This window comes from Paraburkholderia sp. 31.1, from assembly GCF_014397645.1.
Lineage (GTDB): Bacteria > Pseudomonadota > Gammaproteobacteria > Burkholderiales > Burkholderiaceae > Paraburkholderia > Paraburkholderia tuberum.
Window position 1 is genome coordinate 45183 of the sequence record NZ_VZQN01000016.1, and the last position, 19006, is coordinate 64188.

18 protein-coding genes are annotated in these 19006 nt (G+C 64.3%); 12 read left to right on the plus strand and 6 right to left on the minus strand.

Going from position 1 to position 19006, the window contains the following annotated elements; all coding sequences use genetic code 11:
• Positions 1–25 precede the first annotated feature (25 nt).
• The 5 genes from F6X37_RS14430 (at position 26) to F6X37_RS14450 (ending at position 4203) form a co-directional block, all read left to right on the plus strand.
• Entirely contained in the window at positions 26–1195 is a 1170-nt protein-coding gene (locus tag F6X37_RS14430; protein ID WP_187611796.1) for an ABC transporter substrate-binding protein, read from the plus strand.
• Positions 1196–1363: 168 nt separating this feature from the next.
• Positions 1364–1903: a DUF302 domain-containing protein gene (locus F6X37_RS14435; RefSeq protein ID WP_262419917.1), complete on the plus strand. Its 540-nt coding sequence runs from the start codon at positions 1364–1366 to the stop codon at positions 1901–1903.
• Between the two features lie 23 nt (positions 1904–1926).
• Positions 1927–2925, plus strand: a complete 999-nt coding sequence (locus tag F6X37_RS14440) for a zinc-dependent alcohol dehydrogenase family protein (protein ID WP_187611797.1) — start codon at positions 1927–1929, stop codon at positions 2923–2925.
• 90 nt (positions 2926–3015) lie between these two features.
• Positions 3016–3780, plus strand: a complete 765-nt coding sequence (locus F6X37_RS14445; protein ID WP_187611798.1) for a ParA family protein — start codon at positions 3016–3018, stop codon at positions 3778–3780.
• A gap of 162 nt (positions 3781–3942) precedes the next feature.
• Complete coding sequence (locus F6X37_RS14450; protein ID WP_090803389.1) at positions 3943–4203, plus strand: hypothetical protein; 261 nt, start codon at positions 3943–3945, stop codon at positions 4201–4203.
• Between the two features lie 42 nt (positions 4204–4245).
• On the opposite strand, the gene F6X37_RS14455 is transcribed toward F6X37_RS14450, so the two are convergent.
• From F6X37_RS14455 to F6X37_RS14480, 6 genes are all read right to left on the minus strand, one after another.
• The gene (locus F6X37_RS14455; RefSeq protein WP_187611799.1) at positions 4246–5397 is read right to left on the minus strand and encodes a Gfo/Idh/MocA family protein; all 1152 of its coding nucleotides are present in this window, start codon (positions 5395–5397) and stop codon (positions 4246–4248) included.
• A 44-nt stretch (positions 5398–5441) separates the two neighbouring features.
• On the minus strand, positions 5442–6491 hold the full coding sequence (locus tag F6X37_RS14460; protein ID WP_187611800.1) for a sugar phosphate isomerase/epimerase family protein: 1050 nt from the start codon (positions 6489–6491) through the stop codon (positions 5442–5444).
• A gap of 67 nt (positions 6492–6558) precedes the next feature.
• On the minus strand, positions 6559–7521 hold the full coding sequence (locus F6X37_RS14465; RefSeq protein ID WP_187611801.1) for a substrate-binding domain-containing protein: 963 nt from the start codon (positions 7519–7521) through the stop codon (positions 6559–6561).
• 147 nt (positions 7522–7668) lie between these two features.
• The gene (locus F6X37_RS14470) at positions 7669–8682 is read right to left on the minus strand and encodes an ABC transporter permease (RefSeq protein ID WP_090803383.1); all 1014 of its coding nucleotides are present in this window, start codon (positions 8680–8682) and stop codon (positions 7669–7671) included.
• A complete protein-coding gene (locus F6X37_RS14475; RefSeq protein WP_187611802.1) occupies positions 8663–10150 on the minus strand; it encodes a sugar ABC transporter ATP-binding protein in 1488 nt (495 codons plus the stop codon). Before F6X37_RS14475 ends, F6X37_RS14470 begins: the two co-directional genes overlap by 20 nt.
• Before the next feature lie 3 nt (positions 10151–10153).
• Entirely contained in the window at positions 10154–11242 is a 1089-nt protein-coding gene (locus F6X37_RS14480) for a LacI family DNA-binding transcriptional regulator (RefSeq protein ID WP_187611803.1), read from the minus strand.
• A gap of 289 nt (positions 11243–11531) precedes the next feature.
• Here F6X37_RS14480 and F6X37_RS14485 point away from each other — a divergent pair, with 289 nt between their 5' ends.
• The 7 genes from F6X37_RS14485 to urtB all read left to right on the plus strand — a co-directional run bounded on the left by F6X37_RS14485 (position 11532) and on the right by urtB (position 19005).
• Positions 11532–12185, plus strand: coding sequence for a protein-L-isoaspartate O-methyltransferase family protein (locus tag F6X37_RS14485; protein WP_090805605.1), 654 nt, complete (start codon positions 11532–11534; stop codon positions 12183–12185).
• Between the two features lie 89 nt (positions 12186–12274).
• Positions 12275–12598 carry a rhodanese-like domain-containing protein gene (locus F6X37_RS14490; protein WP_018419659.1) on the plus strand — a complete coding sequence of 108 codons (324 nt, stop codon included), beginning with the start codon at positions 12275–12277 and terminating at the stop codon, positions 12596–12598.
• A gap of 338 nt (positions 12599–12936) precedes the next feature.
• A complete protein-coding gene (locus tag F6X37_RS14495) occupies positions 12937–13422 on the plus strand; it encodes a hypothetical protein (protein WP_187611804.1) in 486 nt (161 codons plus the stop codon).
• Between the two features lie 282 nt (positions 13423–13704).
• Complete coding sequence (locus F6X37_RS14500; protein ID WP_187611805.1) at positions 13705–14562, plus strand: hypothetical protein; 858 nt, start codon at positions 13705–13707, stop codon at positions 14560–14562.
• A gap of 14 nt (positions 14563–14576) precedes the next feature.
• Complete coding sequence (locus F6X37_RS14505; RefSeq protein ID WP_090803378.1) at positions 14577–15014, plus strand: hypothetical protein; 438 nt, start codon at positions 14577–14579, stop codon at positions 15012–15014.
• 766 nt (positions 15015–15780) lie between these two features.
• Positions 15781–17079 (plus strand): urea ABC transporter substrate-binding protein, encoded by a 1299-nt coding sequence (urtA, locus tag F6X37_RS14515; RefSeq protein ID WP_184020929.1) that lies wholly within the window; start codon positions 15781–15783, stop codon positions 17077–17079.
• Between the two features lie 291 nt (positions 17080–17370).
• Complete coding sequence (gene urtB / locus F6X37_RS14520; protein WP_187611806.1) at positions 17371–19005, plus strand: urea ABC transporter permease subunit UrtB; 1635 nt, start codon at positions 17371–17373, stop codon at positions 19003–19005.
• The last annotated feature ends 1 nt before the right edge of the window (position 19006 follow it).

Consider the following 19006-nt stretch of genomic DNA (forward strand, 5'->3'; position numbering starts at 1 on the left):
GCTCTCTCGCTACGGAGACCTTCCGATGAAGTTGCATAACAATAAAGTACGCAACACCCTGCGCGGCCTCGCGGCCGCGGCGCTGCTCGTCGCCGGCGCGGCGCACGCCGACCTGAAAGTCGGCATCGACCTGTCGAACACGGGGCCGGCCGCCGTGATCGGCATCACGAGCAAGAACGCGATGCTGATGTGGCCGCAGACGATCGCCGGCCAGAAAGCCGACTACATCTTCCTCGACGACGCGTCCGACCCCGGCAACGCCGTGCGCAACATCCGCAAGCTGATCAACGAGGACCACGTCGACGTGGTCGTCGGCCCGAACATCACGCCGGCCGCGATGGCCGCGCTCGATCCGGTCGCCGACAGCCAGACGCCGATGATCACGCTGATCGGCTCGGCCATCGTCGTCGAGCCGCAGGAAGGCAAAAAGATCTGGGCCTACAAGATGGCGCAGACCGATAGCGCGATGGCCGACGTGATGACGCGCTACATGTCGAACCACGACGTGAAGACGGTCGGTTTCATCGGTTTCGCGGATGGCTACGGCGAAAGCTGGCTCAACGAGTTCAGCAAGTTCGCTGCGCTGCGCCATATCCAGCTGGTCGCGACCGAGCGCTACAACCGCACCGACGCGAGCGTGACCGGCCAGATCCTGAAGCTGATGGCCGCGAAGCCCGACGCGATCCTGATCGCCGGCGCGGGCACCCCAACGGTACTGCCGCAGCGCACGCTGATCGAGCGCGGCTACAAGGGCCCGATCTATCAGACGCATGGCATCGCGACGCCGGAGTTCATCAAGCTCGGCGGTAAAGACGTGGAAGGCACGCTGTTCCCGACGCAACCGGTCGTCGTCGCGCGCACGCTGCCGGCCGATCATCCGTCGAAGAAGGCGGCGCTCGCGTTCGTCGACGCGTACGAGGCGAAGTACGGCCCCGGCAGCGTCACGCAGTTCGCGGGCGACGCGGCCGGCGTGTACCCTCGCCTGCAGGACGCCGTCGCGCGCGCGTTGAAGACCGCGCAGCCGGGTACGCCGGCGTTTCGCGTCGCATTGCGCGACGAGCTCGAACACGCGCATGAGCTGGTGGTGCCGAACGGGGTCGTCAATACGAGCCCGAAGGATCACGTCGGTCTCGATCAGCGGGCGAGCGTGATGGGCACCATCAAGAATGGCAAATTTGTTTACCTGAGCCAGTAATCTGGCATCGGGGCGCCGATCAGGCGCCCCTGACGGCGGCTTCGCGAATGTGGAAGCCGCCGTTCGTGCAGCGGGCACCCCATCCGCTTTCTTTCGCCTTTCGGTAGAACTTCCCTCACAGCGCGTCCGCACGATCGGCCACACCGCACCAGCGAACGCCTACACTGCATGGATCCGCTTCTCCGTTGGCGCATTGCACGCATGCGACGCATGCTGCGTCACGGTCAACGCGTTGCCCGTCCGGCAGACCTGATCACGCGAACGCTGCCGGAGCACAACATCCGCACGGGAGCCATGATGGCCACCGCTTCGATCGCAGAGAACGCCAGCGCTGGCATCGTCACCGTTGCAAGCAACCATGCGGGCGACGCGACCGCCGAGCGTCTTCAAACCTTGATTCTGGAGCGAGGGCTGACGGTTTTCGCGTGCATCGATTTCAGCGGTGACGCTGGGCGCGAGGGACTGGCGATGCCGTTCAGCCGGCTCCTGATCTTCGGCAATCCCAAAGCCGGTACACCGCTGATGCAACTCGCGCCGACCGCCGCGCTCGATCTTCCTTTGAAGGTGCTCGTCTGGGAGGACGCGGACGGCCGTGCGTGGCTATCGTTCAACTCGACGGCCTATCTTCGTGAGCGGCATGGTCTGCCGGACGACTTGATGAAGCCGGTGAGCGGTGTGGCCGCCCTCGTCGATGCGGCCGCGCGGTAACGCGTCGAACCAAGGAGACCGTCATGTCCATGCACGCTCTGATCCTCAGCCAATACAACGGCCCGCTCGAATACACGCCGCTGCCCCGCCCGGAACCCGCTGCCGGCCAGGTCCTGGTGCGCGTCGCCGCGAGCGGCCTCAATCCGCTCGACATCAAGATTCGCGCGGGCGAGGCCGCGCACGCGCAACACCCGTTGCCGCTCGTCCTCGGTATCGACCTCGCGGGCACGGTGGAGGCGCTCGGCGATGGCGTCGGCGGGTTCGCTGTCGGCGACAACGTGTATGGCATGACCGGCGGCGTCGGCGGCATCCAGGGGTCACTCGCCGAGTACGCTGCGGTCGATGCCGCCCTGCTCGCCCATGCGCCGCGCAATCTGTCGATGCGCGAGGCCGCCGCGTTGCCGCTCGCGTTCATCACGTCGTATGCGGGTATCGTCGATCGCGCGCATCTGCAAGGCGGAACCAAAGTGCTGGTCCAGGGTGGCGCCGGAGGGGTCGGCCACATCGCCGTGCAACTGGCGCGCGCGCTCGGCGCCGACGTCTATGCAACCACGAGCGCACACAATGCCGAGCTGGTGCGGCGGCTCGGCGCGACACCGATCGACTACCGCGCGCAGACGGTCGAACAGTATGTGGCGAGTTTGACCGATGGCGAAGGATTCGATCTGGTCGTCGATACGGTAGGAGGGGCCTCGCTCGATGCGTCGTTTTCCGCGGTCCGGCATTTTGGGCACGTGGTCAGTGCGCTGGGCTGGGGGACGCATGCGCTTGCGCCGCTGTCGTTTCGTGAAGCCAGCTATTCAGGGATCTTCACGCTGTATCCGTTGCTGACCGGTCGATATCGCGCGCACCTCGGCGAGATGATGCGCGAAGCGACGCGGCTCGTGGAAAGCGGCGCGCTCGCGCCCGTGGTCGATCAGACACGGTTCGATTTGCGCAGCGCGGACGAGGCCTATCAGCTCGTTGCCAGTGGGACTGGACGTGTGAAGGTGGTGGTCGAGGTGGATACCGCGCAACGCTGACCCGGTCACGAACAACCCATCGAAATCAGTGCCGTCACCCGACTCAGGTATGCTGGGCCCTTTGTAACCGCTTCCGTTCAAGGGGAGACCATGCGGCGCGTTGTATTCAATCAGAAAGGTGGCGTAGGCAAATCGACCATCGTCTGCAACCTGGCGGCCATCAGCGCGAGCGAAGGTCTGCGCACGCTGGTGATCGACCTCGATGCCCAGGCGAATTCGACCCAGTATCTGCTCGGCCCGCAGGCGAGCGAAGTCCACCCCACCGTCGCGGGCTTCTTCGAAACCGCGCTCGGCTTCAGCTTCAAACCCGTGGAAGCGACCTCGTTCATCCATCCGACGCGCTTCGAGAATCTCGACGTGATGCCCGCCCATCCGGACCTCGACACGCTGCACGGCAAGCTCGAATCGCGCTACAAGATCTACAAGCTGCGCGACGCGCTGAACGAACTCGACATGTACGACGCTATTTACATCGACACGCCGCCCGCGCTGAACTTCTACACGCGCTCGGCGCTGATCGCCGTCGAGCGTTGTCTGATTCCGTTCGACTGCGACGACTTCTCGCGTCGCGCGCTCTACACGCTGCTCGAAAACGTCAAGGAGATCCAGCAGGATCACAACGAGGCGCTGCAGGTGGAGGGCATCGTCATCAACCAGTTCCAGCCTCGCGCGAGCCTGCCGCAAAAGCTCGTCGACGAACTGATCGGCGAAGGCTTGCCGGTGCTGGGGTCGCGCTTGTCATCGTCGGTGAAGATCCGTGAGTCGCATCAGCTGGCGACACCCGTCATTCATCTCGATCCGGGGCATAAGCTCGCGCAGGAGTATCGGGCGTTGCATCGGGAGTTGAGCGAGTAAGGCGGAGCGCGGCGCCGAAGCGCGAGCGCGAGCCACCCTTCTCCGCTGTCGCTGAGCGGGTCGTGGTTCATCGCGTGTTTTTCGTCCGTAGTCCCCAACCGCATACCGTCGGCAAAATTGTTAAAGTAACGCTCTCGTCAATCAGCCGCCGCAGTCCCCATCATGCGCACCACCCGAGCCATCCACGCCGTCGAGCGCCTGAAAACGCGCAGCGGCAACCCGCGCTTCGCCGCGATCAGTCTGTCCGGCGGCCTGTTCTACCTGGTCGACAAATCGAGCGGAGCCGACAAGAAAGTGTCCGACCCGCTGACGCTCGACGACTTCGTCAAGTTCGTCGACGCCTACGGCCCGCAGAAGCCGCGCAAGGCCAGCAAGCTCGATATCGCGTTCGAAGCGCAGATCAAGAAAAGCAAGGGCGGTTGACGCTTCGGCAGCTTCGTCGATCTGGCGTTTTGTTGCAACGCTTCACGCCTCTTCGATCTCCACCCACCGTCCATCCGCCGCACTGCTTTTCAGCACCGCGTCGATAAACCGCAAACCGTCGACGCCATCATCGACCGTCGTCAATAGCAGGCTCTCGGCTGGTGGCGCGCGACCATCGTTCAACGCATCGATCTGCAACGCCGCATCCTGGTACAACTGCGCGAACGCTTCCAGATAGCCTTCCGGATGCCCGGCCGGCACGCGCGTCGCATGCGCGGCAACCTGACTATTCACCCGAGCGCGCGTCAATCGTTCGGCAGCGCCGCCCAACGGCGTGAACCACAAGGCGTTCGGCTCCTCCTGATCGAACGCGAGTCCTGCTTTCGTGCCATACACGCGCAAGCGCAGCGCGTTCTCCGCGCCGCTCGCCACCTGGCTCGCCCACAACATGCCGCGCGCGCCGTTCGCATAACGCAGCATCGCCTGCACGTGATCGTCGACACGACGCCCCGGTACGAACGTGTGCAACTCGGCCGACAGCGCGCGCGGCATCATCCCCGTCACGAAAGCGGCCAGTTGATACGCGTGCGTGCCGATATCGCCGAGGCACCCGGCCGGCCCCGCCAACGCCGGATCGGTGCGCCAGCTTGCCTGCCTGTTCGCGCCGCCTGTTTCGACCGGCTCGGCGAGCCAGTCCTGCGCATACTCGACCTGCACGACGCGAATCTCGCCCAGTTCGCCACGTTCGACCAGCTCGCGCGCATGCCGCACGAGCGGGTAGCCCGAATAGGTATGCGTCAACGCAAGCAGCCGCTTCTTTGACTGCGCGAGCTTCGCGAGCGCTTCGCCTTCGGCCAGCGAAACCGCGAGCGGCTTGTCGCAGATCACGTGGATGCCGGCTTCGAGAAACGCCGTCGCGACCGGCGCGTGCAGATGATTCGGCGTGACGATCGCGACCGCGTCGATGCCGTCCTCGCGCGCGGCCTCGGCGCGCGCCATCTCGCGCCAATCCGCGTAGCTGCGCGCGATGCCCGCTTCGACGGCGCTCGCCCGCGCGCGCCCGGAATCGGACGACAATGCGCCCGCCACCAGTTCGAAACGATCGTCGAGCCGCGCGGCGATCCGATGCACGGCGCCGATGAACGCGCCCTGCCCGCCGCCGACCATCCCCAGCCTGAGCCTTCTACGCTGCATTGTTTGCGCTCCCATGTGTTGCGTCGGCTGTCACCGCCCGGCCGTCAGATGCCGAGCACGCTTTTTAACTGCGCGGTATCGACACCGCTTCCCGCGAAGTCATCGAACGCACGCTCGGCCACGTGGATGATGTGCCGGCGAATGAACGCCGCGCCTTCGCGCGCGCCGTCGTGCGGATGCTTCAATGCGCATTCCCATTCGAGCACGGCCCAGCCGGGAAAATCGAACTGCGCCATCTTCGAGAAGATCGCGCTGAAGTCGATCTGCCCATCACCGAGCGAGCGAAACCGCCCCGCGCGTTCGACCCAGCCGGTGTAGCCGCCGTACACGCCCTGCTTGCCGGTCGGACGAAACTCCGCGTCCTTCACATGAAACGCCTTGATGCGCTCGTGGTAGATATCGATGAACGCGAGATAGTCGAGCTGTTGCAGCACGAAGTGGCTCGGGTCGTACAGGATGTTCGCGCGCGGATGCTGATCGACCGCCGCGAGAAAGCGCTCGAACGTCACGCCGTCGTGCAGGTCTTCGCCCGGATGCAGTTCGTAGCAGACATCGACGCCGGCCGCGTCGAACGCATCGAGAATCGGCGTCCAGCGGCGCGCGAGCTCTTCGAACGCGGCTTCGACGAGACCGGCCGGCCGCTGCGGCCACGGGTACAGATACGGCCACGCGAGCGCGCCCGAAAACGACACGTGCGTGCTCAGGCCCAAACGACGCGACGCCTGCGCCGCGAGCCTCATCTGCGCGATCGCCCATTCGGTGCGCGCCGCCGGTTTGCCGCGCACCTGCGGCGCGGCGAAGCCGTCGAACAGCGTGTCGTAAGCCGGATGCACGGCGACCAGTTGCCCTTGCAGATGGGTCGATAGTTCGGTGATCGCGACGCCCGCGTTGTCGACGCTCTCGCGCAGTTCGTCGCAATACGCGTCGCTCGCGGCCGCCTTGTCGAGATCGATCAGGCGCGGGTCGCACGGCACCTGGATGCCCTTGAAGCCGAGACCCGCGGCCCAATCCGCGAGATGCGCGAGGTTGTCGAACGGCACGTCGTCGCCCACGAACTGCGCGAGAAAAATCGCCGGCCCCTTGATGGTTTTCATCGTACGGTTCCTCGAACTTTGCGCGCGGGCCGCGCCCGCGCGTGCTAGACGATGCTCGGCGCGCCGCTCAGAACGGCGAGTCGGGGAAATAGAACTGCTGGGCGTTTTCCTTCGTGATCAGCACCGACGGAATGATCGTGGTGGCCGGCAGCTTGTCGCCCTTCAGCCGCGCTTCGGCCGTCAGCTTGATCGCGTCGTAGATGAATTTCGGCGAGTACGACACGTCGGCCTTGATCATCGGCGCGCCGTCCATCACGTTCTTCACCATGCCCTTCGAGCCCGCACCGCCGAACACGATCTTGATGTCGTTGCGCTTCGCCTGATCGATCGCCTTCAGCACGCCGACCGCCATGTCGTCGTCGGCGGCCCATACGGCGTCGATGTGCTTGAAGCGCGTCAGGTAGTCCTGCATCACCTTGAACGCGTCGTCGCGATTCCAGTTCGCGTATTTCGCGTCGAGAATCTTGATGTCCGGATAGTTTTTCATCACGCCGGTGAAGGCGCTCCAGCGTTCGTTGTCGAGCGTGGTCGGAATGCCGCGCAGCGCGACGACGTTGCCCTTGCCGTCGAGTGCCTTCGCCAGATATTCGGCGGGAATCTTGCCGAACGCGGTGTTGTCGCCGGCCACGTAGGCGTCCTGCGCGCTCGTGTTCGTCAGGCCGCGATCGACCACCGTCACGTACACGCCTTTCTTCTTCACCTGCTCGACCGGCTGTGTCAGCGTCGCCGATTCGTACGGGAAGATCACGAGCGCGTTGATCTTGTTGACCGTCACGAGATCCTGCAACTGGTTCGCCTGCTCGGGCGCGTTGGCGGCCGTTTTCACGATCACTTTCAGATCGGGATGCGCCTTCTCGAGATCCGCCTTCGCCTTGTTCGCCCACCAGACGATGCCGCCGGTGAAGCCGTGATCGGCCGTCGGAATCGCGACGCCCAGCGTGACCTTGTCGTCGGCGCGCGCCGCGCCGCTCGTGCCCAGTATCCCCAACGCCAGCACGCCGGCGCCGATCGCTCGAATGACTTGCTTCATGGTGTGTGTCTCCAATCATGAGGCGTTCGCTCGCCTCGATTTTTCGGACCTGCCGTTGGTTTACTGCGCCTGCTTTGCTACGCCTGCTTCGCTGCGATTTGTTCAGCGCGCTTTGTTCACTGCGCTCGCGCCGCTGGAAGTGCGCGGCTAGCGCCGCCCACGCTGCACGAACGCGACGAAAATAATCACGACGCCCTGCACCGCCGCGTTCAGATACACGCTGATGATGCTGGTCAGGTTCAGGATGTTCGCGATCACCGACAGCAGGATCGCGCCGATCACGGTGCCGATCACGCGTCCCTCGCCGCCCTTGAGCGCGGTGCCGCCGACCACCACCGACGCAATCGCTTCGAGCTCCCACAACAGGCCCGTGGTCGGCGTGGCGGAGCCGAGGCGCGGCACGTAGAGCACGGTGGCCACGCCCACGCAAATCCCCAGCAGCACATAAGTGACGATCTTCACCGTATCGACGCGAATCGCCGCATAACGCGCGACCTGTTCGTTCGAGCCGATCGCCTGCACGTGCCGGCCGAACGCGGTGCGATTGAGGATCAGCGCGCCGCCGGCCGCGACCACGAGAAACACCCAGATCGGCACCGGCACGCCGAACAGGCTCGCGTAATAGACGGGACCGTAGAGGTCCGATAGCGAATCATTGAGCGTCAGCGCGCCGCCATCGGCCAGCCATGTCAGCACCGCGCGAAAAATCCCGAGCGTGCCCAGGGTGACGATGAACGGCTCGATGCGCCCTTTGGTGATCAACAGCCCATGCGCGCAGCCGAACAGCGCGCCGAGCACGAACGCCGCGACGATGCCGATCGTCACGATCACGAGCGGCGGCAACGCATGACCGGCGGCGCCCGCCGCGAGCCCGTTCATCAGCCAGATCATGATGCCCGCGATCAGCGCGGCCATCGAGCCGACCGACAGATCGATGCCGCCCGAGATGATCACGAAGGTCATGCCGACCGCGATGATGCCGATGAACGACGTGCGCGTGAGCACGTTCATCAGGTTGTCGAGCGTCGCGAAGTCGCGATTGAGCAGCGTGCCGACGATGCACAGCAAGATCAGCCCGGCGAGCGGCCCGAGCGTGTAGAGCCGCTGCGCGACGCGCAGCGCGCGCCGTGATTGCACGGCTTCAGTGGGTGCCGGTCGCATGAGCGATCAACTCCTGTTCAGTCAGATGCTCGAGCGTCAGCGTCGCTTGCAGATGTCCCGCGCGCATGACGGCGACGCGATGGCACAAGCCGATCAGCTCGACCAGTTCGGATGAAATGACGATCACCGCGCGGCCCTGCGCGGCGAGACGATGAATCAGGAAGTAGATGTCGCGTTTCGCGCCGACGTCGACGCCGCGCGTCGGCTCGTCGAGCACGATCACGTTCGGGTCGGGCTGCAGGAACTTCGCAAGCGCGAGCTTCTGCTGGTTGCCGCCCGACAGCATGCGCGCGCGGCTCGACAGGTCGCCGGTACGAATGCCGAATTCGCCGACGGCCTTCTGCAAGGCCGCGCGCCCCGCTTTCATGTCGAGCAGCGGATGCGCGTAGCGTTCGAGCGTCATCAGCGTGACGTTGTCCTGCAGGCTCAGGTCGACGTGCAGACCCTTGCCCTTACGGTCCTCGCTCAGATACGTGAGACCGTGGCGCATCGCGTCGCGCGGGTTCTTCAGATCGACTGCCCGGCCGGCGATTTCAATCGTGCCGCCCGTGCGTTTGCGCAAGCCGAGGATCGCCTCGAACGCCTCGGTGCGGCCCGCGCCGACGAGGCCCGCGAAGCCGAGCACTTCGCCCGCGCGCACTTCGAAGCTCAGATCCTCGACCCAGTCGGGCACCGTCAGGCCGTTCACACGCAACGCGATCGGCGTGTCGGCGGGCACCGTCTGCTTGTCGGGGAACATGTCGGACACGTCGCGCCCGACCATCAGGTTCGCCATCTGCTGACGCGCGAGCCCCGCGGTTTCACCGCGCGCGACGAAGCGGCCATCGCGCATCACGATCACGTCGTCGGTGATGTGCTCCACTTCATCGAGCTTGTGCGAGATGTAGACGATCGTCACGCCATCGGCCTTGAGCTTCAGCATCAGCGCGAAGAGCCGTTCTGTCTCGGCGGGCGTCAGCGTCGCGGTCGGCTCGTCCATGATCAGGAGACGCGCACGGCGCGACAGCGCCTTCGCGATCTCGACCATCTGCTTTTCCGCGACGATCAGCTCGCGCACCTTCGTGTCCGGCGCGCGCTCGAGCCCGACCTGCGCGAGATAGCGCGCAGCGTCGCTGCGCATCGCGGCATCGTCGACTAACCAGCCGCGGCGCTTCTCGTGACCGAGGTACATGTTCTGCGCGATCGTCAGATGCTCGGCGAGGTTGAACTCCTGGTGGATCAGCACGATGCCCTGCGCCTCGGCGTCGCGTGAGCCGGCGAAGCGCTGCGCGTGGCCGTCGACCAGCACGCTGCCTGACGTTGCCGTTTCATAGCCAGCGAGGATTTTCATCAGCGTCGACTTGCCCGCGCCGTTCTCGCCGAGCAGACCGTAGATGCGGCCGGGTGCGAGTTCGAAGCTCACGCCGTGCAGCACGCGCACGGGCCCGAAGTCCTTGCGGATGTCGTCGAAACGGATCGCGAGGCTCATGGCTCACGCACTCCCGCGGATCACGAGGCGATGCGGCAGCAGCACGCCCGGCACGTTGGCCTGCGGATTCGCGAGGCGTTGCAGCAACAGACGCGCGGCGGTCTCGCCGAGCTCGCGCATCGGCTGCGCGATCGTCGTGAGCGGCGGATCGATCTGCGCGGCGAGCGAGATGTCGTCGAAGCCGGCCACGGCGACGTCGTCGGGCACGCGCTTGCCGACGCTGCGCAAGCCGTGGATCACGCCGATCGCGAGCGTGTCCGACACCGCGAAGATCGCGCTCGGCGCATCGCGCTGCCGCATCAACGCAGCTGCGGCCGACGCACCCGCTTCGTAATCGAGGCTGTTCAGATTCATGCGCCAGCGCGGGTCGGGCGCGATACCCGCGTCGCTCAATGCGTCGAGGTAGCCCTGCTGACGCTGGCGCGCATACAGATAGTTGACGTCGGAATTGATCAAGCCGATGCGCCGGTGGCCGCGCGTGAGCAGGTGGCGCACCGCGTCGCCGGCCGCGCGGTAGTTGTCGATGCCGACGTAGGGCACGCCCATCTGCGGATCGAACTCGCAGCACGCGACCCACGGCAGCGCCTGCGACGCTTCGCCGAGCGCCTGCTGGATCGTCGCCGGATCGAGGCAGATCGCGCCGTCCGCGCGGCGCCGCCGCAGCATGTCGAAGTAGCTGCGCTCACGCCCCGGGTCCGCGCCGGTGTCGCATAGCAGCATGAAATAGCCGTGCCGACGCGCGACGCTGTCGATACCGCGCACGATCTCCGCGTAAAACGGATTGCCGAAGTCCGGCACCATCGTCAGCAGCAGGCGGCTTTCGGCGGTGCGCAGATTGCGCGCAAGTTCGTTGACGCGGTAGCCGCTCGCGTCGATCGCGGCGAGCACCCTGTCGCGGGTAGCGGGCCGCACGTTCTCGTGGCCGTTCAGCACGCGCGACACCGTTGCGACCGATACGCCCGCCTGCTCGGCCACGCCGGCGATCGACGGCCCGTCGGCCGCGCGCGGCGAGCGCCTCTGCGGCTGAGGTTGCGGTTGACTGCTCGCGCCGGACACCACGGCCGGCGACGATCGGGACGGCGTTCGGGACACACGACCTCGCAGCAAAAATGTAATCGATTACATTTTGTGGCGATGGCGATGCGGATCGCAAGGACGGATCGCTAGGGATTAACACGGGGGCCGCCCGGCCTGGCGCTTGCCCGCGAGCGGCCGGCGCGAGTCCGCCATTTGATACAATCCCGCCGTTCCCCTGACGCGGCTTGCGATGCGAATGCCTTGCTCCGAAGCCGCGGCCGCCGGCAATCCGCCGGGGCCGGGTCAGGACAAAAGTCTGCGGCAGCCGCCGCCCGCTCGCCAAACCAAAACCGCCGAATCCACCATGAACATCGAGCAAGCGCGTTTCAACATGATCGAACAGCAGATCCGCCCCTGGGAAGTGCTCGACCAGGACGTGCTGAATCTGCTGTCGATCGTCAAACGTGAGAATTTCGTCCCCGCCGCTTACCGCGACCTGGCTTTTGCCGACTTCGAAGTGCCGCTGCCGGCCGGCCAGCACATGCTGGCGCCGCGCGTCGAGGCGCGCGTGCTGCAGGAACTCGCGGTGAAGAAGCACGAAAGCGTGCTGGAAATCGGCGCGGGCTCGGGTTACATGGCGGCGCTGCTCGCGCATCGCGCGCAACACGTGTTGAGCGTCGACATCGAACCGGAACTGGCCGAGTTCGCGAAGAGCAACCTGATCGCCAACGGCGTGCTGAACGTCGAAGTCGCGACCGGCGACGCCGCGCGCGGCTGGACCGGCGCGGCACCGTACGACGTGATCTGCGTGTCGGGCGGTCTGCCGGTGCTGCCGCAGGAAATCCTCGAACAGCTGAAGGTCGGCGGCCGTCTCGCGGCGTTCGTCGGCAGCGCGCCGGTGATGAAGGCGCAAATCATCACGCGCATCGACGAGAAGCAATACCGCATCTCCGACGTGTTCGAAACCTATGTCGAGCCGCTCGCCAACGCGGTGCAGCCGGCGCGGTTCAGGTTCTAAGCGGCTCTTTTTCGCTGCGCTTCGCGCTGTATTATTGATCTGGACGGGCGGCGAGTAAGCCGCCGTCCCACGAACTGGATGTCTCGCTGATGCAAAACCTGACCGCTCCCGCACTCGCCGAATGGCTCGCCGATACCTCGCGCCCCGCACCCGTGCTGCTCGACGTACGCGAGCCGTGGGAACTGCAAACGGCGTCGATCGCCGGCATCGTGTCGATTCCGATGCGCGAGATTCCCGCGCGCAGCGAAGAACTCGATGACGACGCACAGATCGTCTGCATCTGCCATCACGGTGCGCGCAGCGCGCAGGTCGCGATGTTCCTCGAATCGCGCGGACACACCAACGTGTTCAATCTGCAAGGCGGGATCGACGCGTGGTCGCGTCAGGTCGATCCGTCGGTTCCGACTTACTGAGTCGAGCTCAACAGCGTATTAAAAGCGGCGCAAGGACTAGCAGTCCTTGCGCCGCTTGTCGTTTCGGCTGCCGATTCAGCCGGAATGCTGGCGAAAACCCCGCAAAATCGGGGTTGGCAAAAGCAGCCGATATTTTGGGCCGTCGCCCATGTACGGAAACGTGTCGTGCGGCAAATATCTGATCTCTGTCGACCCGGGCAAAGACTTCAGATAAGCGCCGATACACCTATGTCCTTGTCCGTATTTGAAATGCACGCTGTGGAGCTGTTCTTCCAGAGACCACTGGGTGCGCAGCCGTTCGACTATCAGCCTGATATGCCGATCGGCGACGCGATGGAATGACTAACGATCAACGAGAAATTGAGCGCCGCTTGTCGGTACTTCAAGGCTTGGAATGGAGCGGCGTCAGTCGTGCAGCGGATATGCTTACCTTGGGTTTTGGTCCGAAGCACGAAGCGAAAAACTTTTATGGTGTAACCAGGCAGGTCAGCGCATGGGCTCTTCATATCCAGTGCGCCTGGACGCTGAGTGAGGCTGGCAAAATCATAGCAACTGAAGAGTCACTCAGGGGTCCCGACGAGGAGGCTAACGCGTTTGCACTGCGTATGCGGCAATTGTTAGCGCGGAATGGACTCATCATCGTCGAGAGCATATCGGCCAACTCGGACTGCGGCCTGGTCGTGTCTTTGTCGCAAGCGTTCCGTTTGATCGTCGCGCCGGACATAAAATCGGATCACGAGAACTGGCGGTTCTTCGAGTCGAAACGCGATGCGAAACATTTGGTGATTGAAGGCGGGACAGTCGCTCCAGAGGCGTTCGACTGAGCTACCTGGATCGGCTGTGGTATCGCGCGAACGGTCGGCCGTTTTCATGGTTCGTATCCGTCGAATGTGCCGTCGAACCGACAACCGAAAGCATCATTCGTGCATCGGCACATCTGAATTGCGCAACTGAACCGCCACGTCCCCGCGGGCGCTTTTTTTCTGTTTCATCGAAAGCAGCCAAAATTTTGGGCCATCGCCCATGTACGGACAACCTGTCGCACGGTAATTATCTGATCGCTGTCGATCCGGGCAGCGACTTCATATAGATCGTCGACAATACCTATGTCCTTGTCCGTGTTTGAGATGCACTCCGTGGAGCTGCGCTGTCAGAGGCCCTTGGGTGCTTGTTATGTAATCTGTGACGAGTGGCATTACAAGGCGTGCCTGAGGAAGGCCGCCGACCTCGAGAGGGCCAAAGCAGATACCCGAGAATTTCTGGGCATTGCTGAACTGAACCATCGGGAGTGGGAACGGGACCGGGAGCTGATCAAAAGCATCGGGTGGCGTCTCTCCCTGGCGTTTCAAGCTTTGCGAGACCATGAACCCGACAGCGATGGATGGTGGGTCATCAGTGCGCTTTTCGCTGAAGTGCGGCGGGGCTCCCTACTTGCCGTTAAAGGTCGTCGTGCTGACCTGTTTCCGCCACCCCACCACACGCCGTTGAGGAGTCTCGCGGCGAGGGCAGTCGATCTCCCGAACGGCGAACCGATGCTGTGCGGCCGGTACGACCGAGGCGCCCGGCAAGCCCGGAAGTTCGCCGCACCCGCGGCCATGCCTGGAGGCAGCGGCGACGACGGCCTGCTCGACGCGGCGCTCGCCGTGGTCGATGCGCTCGCAGGCAAGGGCGAGGCCTCAACGCTGCTTGATGACGCGCAGCCCTTCGAGTACACACCTGATGCTGTCAACGGCGACTCCTTTGATATCGCCAAAACACCCAATGAAGGCGAACCCGGTACGTGGTATACCAACCCTGGTAGCGGGCAAATGCGCATGTTTGGAGACGACGGCAAACGTGTCGTTGACTTCGACTTTGATCACGATCACGGTCAGGGCGTACCTCATGCCCACAACTGGGCAATCGATCCGCTTAGCGGGAAACTCAGGCGCGGCCCCGGCCTACCGTTTTCGTTGCTCCCCTAATCGACGGAGATGAAATGGAAAAGTCAAATTACGCAAACGTGCGGGATCTCCAGAATCTCCCCAGCTTCCACGACGCGGAGCTCTTTCGGATTGAGCACCGTCGCGATGAGAGCGAGTTGGAGCTTGGATTTAAGCGTGTCAATGGTGAAATGGAGGTTCTGCTTTTCAAGCAGGTGATTTCACTACGGATGCTGGACTTCGCAGAGCAAAATGTTGTCTCGCGCGTATTGCTGTCGCCGAAGCATTCATTTTCTGTCAGCGATGTGAGGACAATTATCGGATGGATCCGTAGTTGGACCGACTCCAAACCCGCGCTTGTATCTCAGGAGCAGGCAGAAAACATCACTCAGGACATACTGACAGGAAAGGCGACTCTATTCGCACTTGATCCCTCATGCGGAGCTGAAGTAGCCGTTCTGTGCGAGTCGGTTTGGCTACGGCAACACGATTAGTCAGCGTACAAGTATTAACCGCCTATGCACCACAGCCAAACTTCAGCATCAGACGCGAGCGCGGACGCCGGAGCATAAGCATCTTTCCTGATAACCGGAGATGCCGTATCACCGGAATTCTGGACCGAGTACTTTCAGATATCCCCCGACACAACCATCGTCAAAGGAAAGTCATTTACTCTCCGTTCCGGAAAGTCCAGTAAGGCTATGGGGAAAACAGGTCTCTGGGAGCTAAGCAGCGAATCGACCGTGCAAAGCGATTTGCTGGAGCCGCATTTGCGGAATCTCATTGCTCGGCGTGGTATGCCCCGCGAAGAAGCATTGTCCATTTCCCTGGCCTGCGCCCGTTCGCTCATGTCGGGCCTCCTTGTTCCGCATCACTGGTCGTCCGATGTAGCCAGAGCGCACGACATGCACAAAGACGCGGCGCCCCGATCCCGCCCATGCACCGCCCATGCACCGCCGATGCCCAGCGCGCGCCAGCGGCGCTTCGCTGGCGGCAAAGTGCGCTTCGTCGCGGCGCGACACGCACCCGAACGAGGCGCGGCGCGCGCGACTGCACCAGTTTCGCGCCGCGGCATCGATGGCTCGACGCGCCGCCCTCGCGCCGATAGCCGCGCCGCAACGGGCATCGCACGCGCATCGCACCGAATGTGTCACATGGCATGTGCCTTGCAGAAGACAAGTGGCTAGTCGTGCGACCTCAGCCAGGCTGGCTGAAATCGACGCTCATAAACAGTGACCATCAATGACAAGGGGAAAGCACATGAAACGTCGCAGTCTGTTGAAGTTCGGCTCCATGTCCGGCGCGCTCGCGCTCGCGGGCCGTGTGCCGTTCGCGCACGCGCAGTCCGATAGCGGCCCGATCAAGGTGGGCATCCTGCATTCGCTGTCCGGCACGATGGCAATCTCCGAAACGTCGCTGAAAGACACCGCGTTGATGACGATCGCCGACATCAACAAGAACGGCGGTGTGATGGGCCGTCAGATCCAGCCGGTGGTCGTCGACCCGGCGTCGAACTGGCCGCTGTTCGCCGAGAAGGCGCGCCAGCTTCTGACGCAGGACAAGTGCGCGGTGGTGTTCGGCTGCTGGACCTCGGTGTCGCGCAAGTCGGTGCTGCCGGTGTTCGAGGAGCTGAACGGCCTGCTGTTCTATCCGGTGCAGTACGAAGGCGAGGAAATGTCGCGCAACGTGTTCTATACGGGCGCCGCGCCGAACCAGCAGGCGATTCCCGCGACCGAATACCTGATGAGCGCCGAAGGCGGCGGCGCGAAGCGCTTCTTCCTGCTCGGCACCGACTATGTGTATCCGCGCACGACCAACAAGATCCTGCGCGCGTTCCTCAAATCGAAGGGCGTGCAGGAAGCCGACATTCAGGAGGTCTATACACCGTTCGGTCACAGCGACTATCAGACCATCGTCGCGAACATCAAGACCTTTTCGCAAGGCGGCAAGACCGCGGTGATTTCGACCGTGAACGGCGATTCGAACGTGCCGTTCTACAAGGAGCTCGGCAACCAGGGGCTGAAGGCATCGGATGTGCCGGTCGTCGCGTTCTCGGTCGGCGAAGAGGAGCTGCGCGGCATCGATACCAAGCCACTCGTCGGCAATCTCGCGGCCTGGAACTACTTCATGTCGTTGCGCAACCCGACCAACGAGAAGTTCAAGAAGCAATGGGCCACGTGGGTCAAGGACAACAACCTGCCGGGCGGCACGAAGCGCGTGACCAACGATCCGATGGAAGCGACCTTCGTCGGCATGCATATGTGGAAGCAGGCGGTCGAGAAAGCAAAGAGCACCGAGGTCGACAAGGTGCGCGTCGCGATGGTCGGCCAGACGTTCGCCGCACCCTCGGGCTTCACGCTCGAGATGGACGGCAACCACCATCTGCACAAGCCGGTGATGATCGGCGAGGTACGCGCGGATGGTCAGTTCAACGTCGTGTGGCACACCAAGGGACCGATTCGCGCGCAACCGTGGAGCCCGTTCATCGCCGGCAATGCTGGCAAGCCGGATGTGGTCAGCTCGATTCCGGCGTTCCTGCGGCGCTCGCGCGTCGCATGACGTGTCGGCTTGAGCCTCGTTGCGGCTCGCGGCGGCGGTGTGGCGCGCGGGTCACCGCGCGGGTATCGCCGCTCCGGTCGCGACGCGCGACCTGCGTGCCGACGCGCGCGCGGCTCGCGCGTGACCCGGACGCCCTGCGCTTCGCGCCGCCGCCGCGCGTTCGCTGCGTCGCGCGGCGTGACCGCGCACGCCAATGCGCGGCAACGTCCCGCTGAAGCGGCGGCGACGTCTGACGCGACGCCCTCGCGCGCTCGAGCGGCTCATCGATTCAACCCAGTGCAAAAGGCCATCATGGCGTTTTCATTTCCGACTTCCGTACGACGACGCGGCGCGACGCTCCTGGTGCCGCTCGCGGTCCTTCTCGCCGCCGCGCCGGGCGCCGCATTCGCGCTGACCCAGGCCGACGTCGCGCCGCTCGCGGGCGACGACTTCGAGGCGAAGTCCGCCGCGATCGACAAGCTGATCTCGACGCACGATGCCGCGTCGCTCGCGGTGCTCAAGGCGCTCGCCGACGACAACGCGCTCGCCACCGACGCAGGCGCGGTACTGCTGCAGGACGGCGACGCCACCCGCGATGCCGTCACCGGCCAGCCCGTCGCCGCGAGCGACGCGCAACCGGTCACGCTGAATAACCTGCTGCGCTCGAAAGTGGCGGGCGCGCTGTCGGGTCTGCAACTCGCCTCGCCCGACCAGGCGACACGCGCAGCCGCCGTCGATGCGCTGCTGCAAAACCCCGATCCGTCGATCAAGCCACTCGTCGACGCGGCGCGCGCAAAAGAAACCGATCCCGCTCTGAAGAAACGTCTCGACACGCTGTGGGCGATGAGCGCATTGCACGACCCGGATCCGGCCAAGCGCCTCGATGCGGTGCAACTGGTCGCCGCGCGCCACGACCTCGACATGAACGAACTGCTGCGCCCGTTGGTCGCGAAGAAAGCCGACGGCACGTTTGCCGAAGCCGACGAACGCGTGCGCGCGGCAGCGCAAAGCGGCATCGATGAGCTCGATGCGATCCAGCGCCGCAGCCAGATCGCGGGCACGCTGTTCGCGGGGCTGTCGCTCGGCAGCGTGCTGCTGCTCGCCGCGCTCGGCCTCGCCATCACATATGGCCTGATCGGCGTGATCAACATGGCGCACGGCGAATTCCTGATGATCGGCGCGTACGCGACCTACGTCGTGCAGAACCTCGTTCAGCGTTTCGCGCCTAACGCGTTCGACTGGTATCCACTACTCGCGATACCGGCCGCGTTCGTCGCGGCGGCGCTGGTCGGCATCGTGCTCGAACGGCTCGTGCTGAAGCACCTGTACGGCCGCCCGCTCGAAACGCTGCTGACCACCTTCGGCGTGAGCCTGATCCTGATTCAGGCCACCCGCATGCTGTTCGGCGCGCAGAACGTCCAGGTCGTCAATCCGTCGTGGATGAGCGGCGGCGTCACCGTGCTGCCGAATCTGATCCTGCCGTACAACCGGCTCGCGATTCTCGCGTTCTCGCTGATCGTCGTCGCGATCGCGTGGGCCGTGCTCACGCGCACGCGGCTGGGTCTGTTCGTGCGCGCGGTCACGCAGAACCGTCGCATGGCCGCGTGCGTCGGCGTGAAGACCGCGCGCGTCGATTCGTATGCGTTCGCGTTCGGCGCGGGCATCGCGGGGCTCGGCGGCTGCGCGCTGTCGCAGATCGGCAATGTCGGGCCGGACCTCGGCCAGAGCTACATCATCGATTCGTTCATGGCGGTCGTGCTCGGCGGCGTCGGCCAGCTCGCGGGCACCGTGCTCGGCGGCTTCGGGCTGGGACTCGTCAGCAAGGCGATCGAACCGTTCTGGGGCGCGGTGCTCGCGAAGATCGCGGTGCTCGTGCTGATCGTGCTGTTCATCCAGAAGCGTCCGCAGGGCATGTTCGCCTTGAAGGGCCGTAGCGCGGAGGCATGAG

Excerpts from the sequence above, each read along its gene's own strand:
- F6X37_RS14430 (WP_187611796.1), top strand. The coding sequence starts at position 26 with ATGAAGTTGCATAACAATAAAGTACGCAACACCCTGCGCGGCCTCGCG.
- F6X37_RS14435 (WP_262419917.1), top strand. The coding sequence starts at position 1,364 with ATGGATCCGCTTCTCCGTTGGCGCATTGCACGCATGCGACGCATGCTG.
- F6X37_RS14440 (WP_187611797.1), top strand. The coding sequence starts at position 1,927 with ATGTCCATGCACGCTCTGATCCTCAGCCAATACAACGGCCCGCTCGAA.
- F6X37_RS14445 (WP_187611798.1), top strand. The coding sequence starts at position 3,016 with ATGCGGCGCGTTGTATTCAATCAGAAAGGTGGCGTAGGCAAATCGACC.
- F6X37_RS14450 (WP_090803389.1), top strand. The coding sequence starts at position 3,943 with ATGCGCACCACCCGAGCCATCCACGCCGTCGAGCGCCTGAAAACGCGC.
- F6X37_RS14455 (WP_187611799.1), bottom strand. The coding sequence starts at position 5,397 with ATGCAGCGTAGAAGGCTCAGGCTGGGGATGGTCGGCGGCGGGCAGGGC.
- F6X37_RS14460 (WP_187611800.1), bottom strand. The coding sequence starts at position 6,491 with ATGAAAACCATCAAGGGGCCGGCGATTTTTCTCGCGCAGTTCGTGGGC.
- F6X37_RS14465 (WP_187611801.1), bottom strand. The coding sequence starts at position 7,521 with ATGAAGCAAGTCATTCGAGCGATCGGCGCCGGCGTGCTGGCGTTGGGG.
- F6X37_RS14470 (WP_090803383.1), bottom strand. The coding sequence starts at position 8,682 with ATGCGACCGGCACCCACTGAAGCCGTGCAATCACGGCGCGCGCTGCGC.
- F6X37_RS14475 (WP_187611802.1), bottom strand. The coding sequence starts at position 10,150 with ATGAGCCTCGCGATCCGTTTCGACGACATCCGCAAGGACTTCGGGCCC.
- F6X37_RS14485 (WP_090805605.1), top strand. The coding sequence starts at position 11,532 with ATGAACATCGAGCAAGCGCGTTTCAACATGATCGAACAGCAGATCCGC.
- F6X37_RS14490 (WP_018419659.1), top strand. The coding sequence starts at position 12,275 with ATGCAAAACCTGACCGCTCCCGCACTCGCCGAATGGCTCGCCGATACC.
- F6X37_RS14495 (WP_187611804.1), top strand. The coding sequence starts at position 12,937 with ATGACTAACGATCAACGAGAAATTGAGCGCCGCTTGTCGGTACTTCAA.
- F6X37_RS14500 (WP_187611805.1), top strand. The coding sequence starts at position 13,705 with ATGTCCTTGTCCGTGTTTGAGATGCACTCCGTGGAGCTGCGCTGTCAG.
- F6X37_RS14505 (WP_090803378.1), top strand. The coding sequence starts at position 14,577 with ATGGAAAAGTCAAATTACGCAAACGTGCGGGATCTCCAGAATCTCCCC.
- urtA (WP_184020929.1), top strand. The coding sequence starts at position 15,781 with ATGAAACGTCGCAGTCTGTTGAAGTTCGGCTCCATGTCCGGCGCGCTC.
- urtB (WP_187611806.1), top strand. The coding sequence starts at position 17,371 with ATGGCGTTTTCATTTCCGACTTCCGTACGACGACGCGGCGCGACGCTC.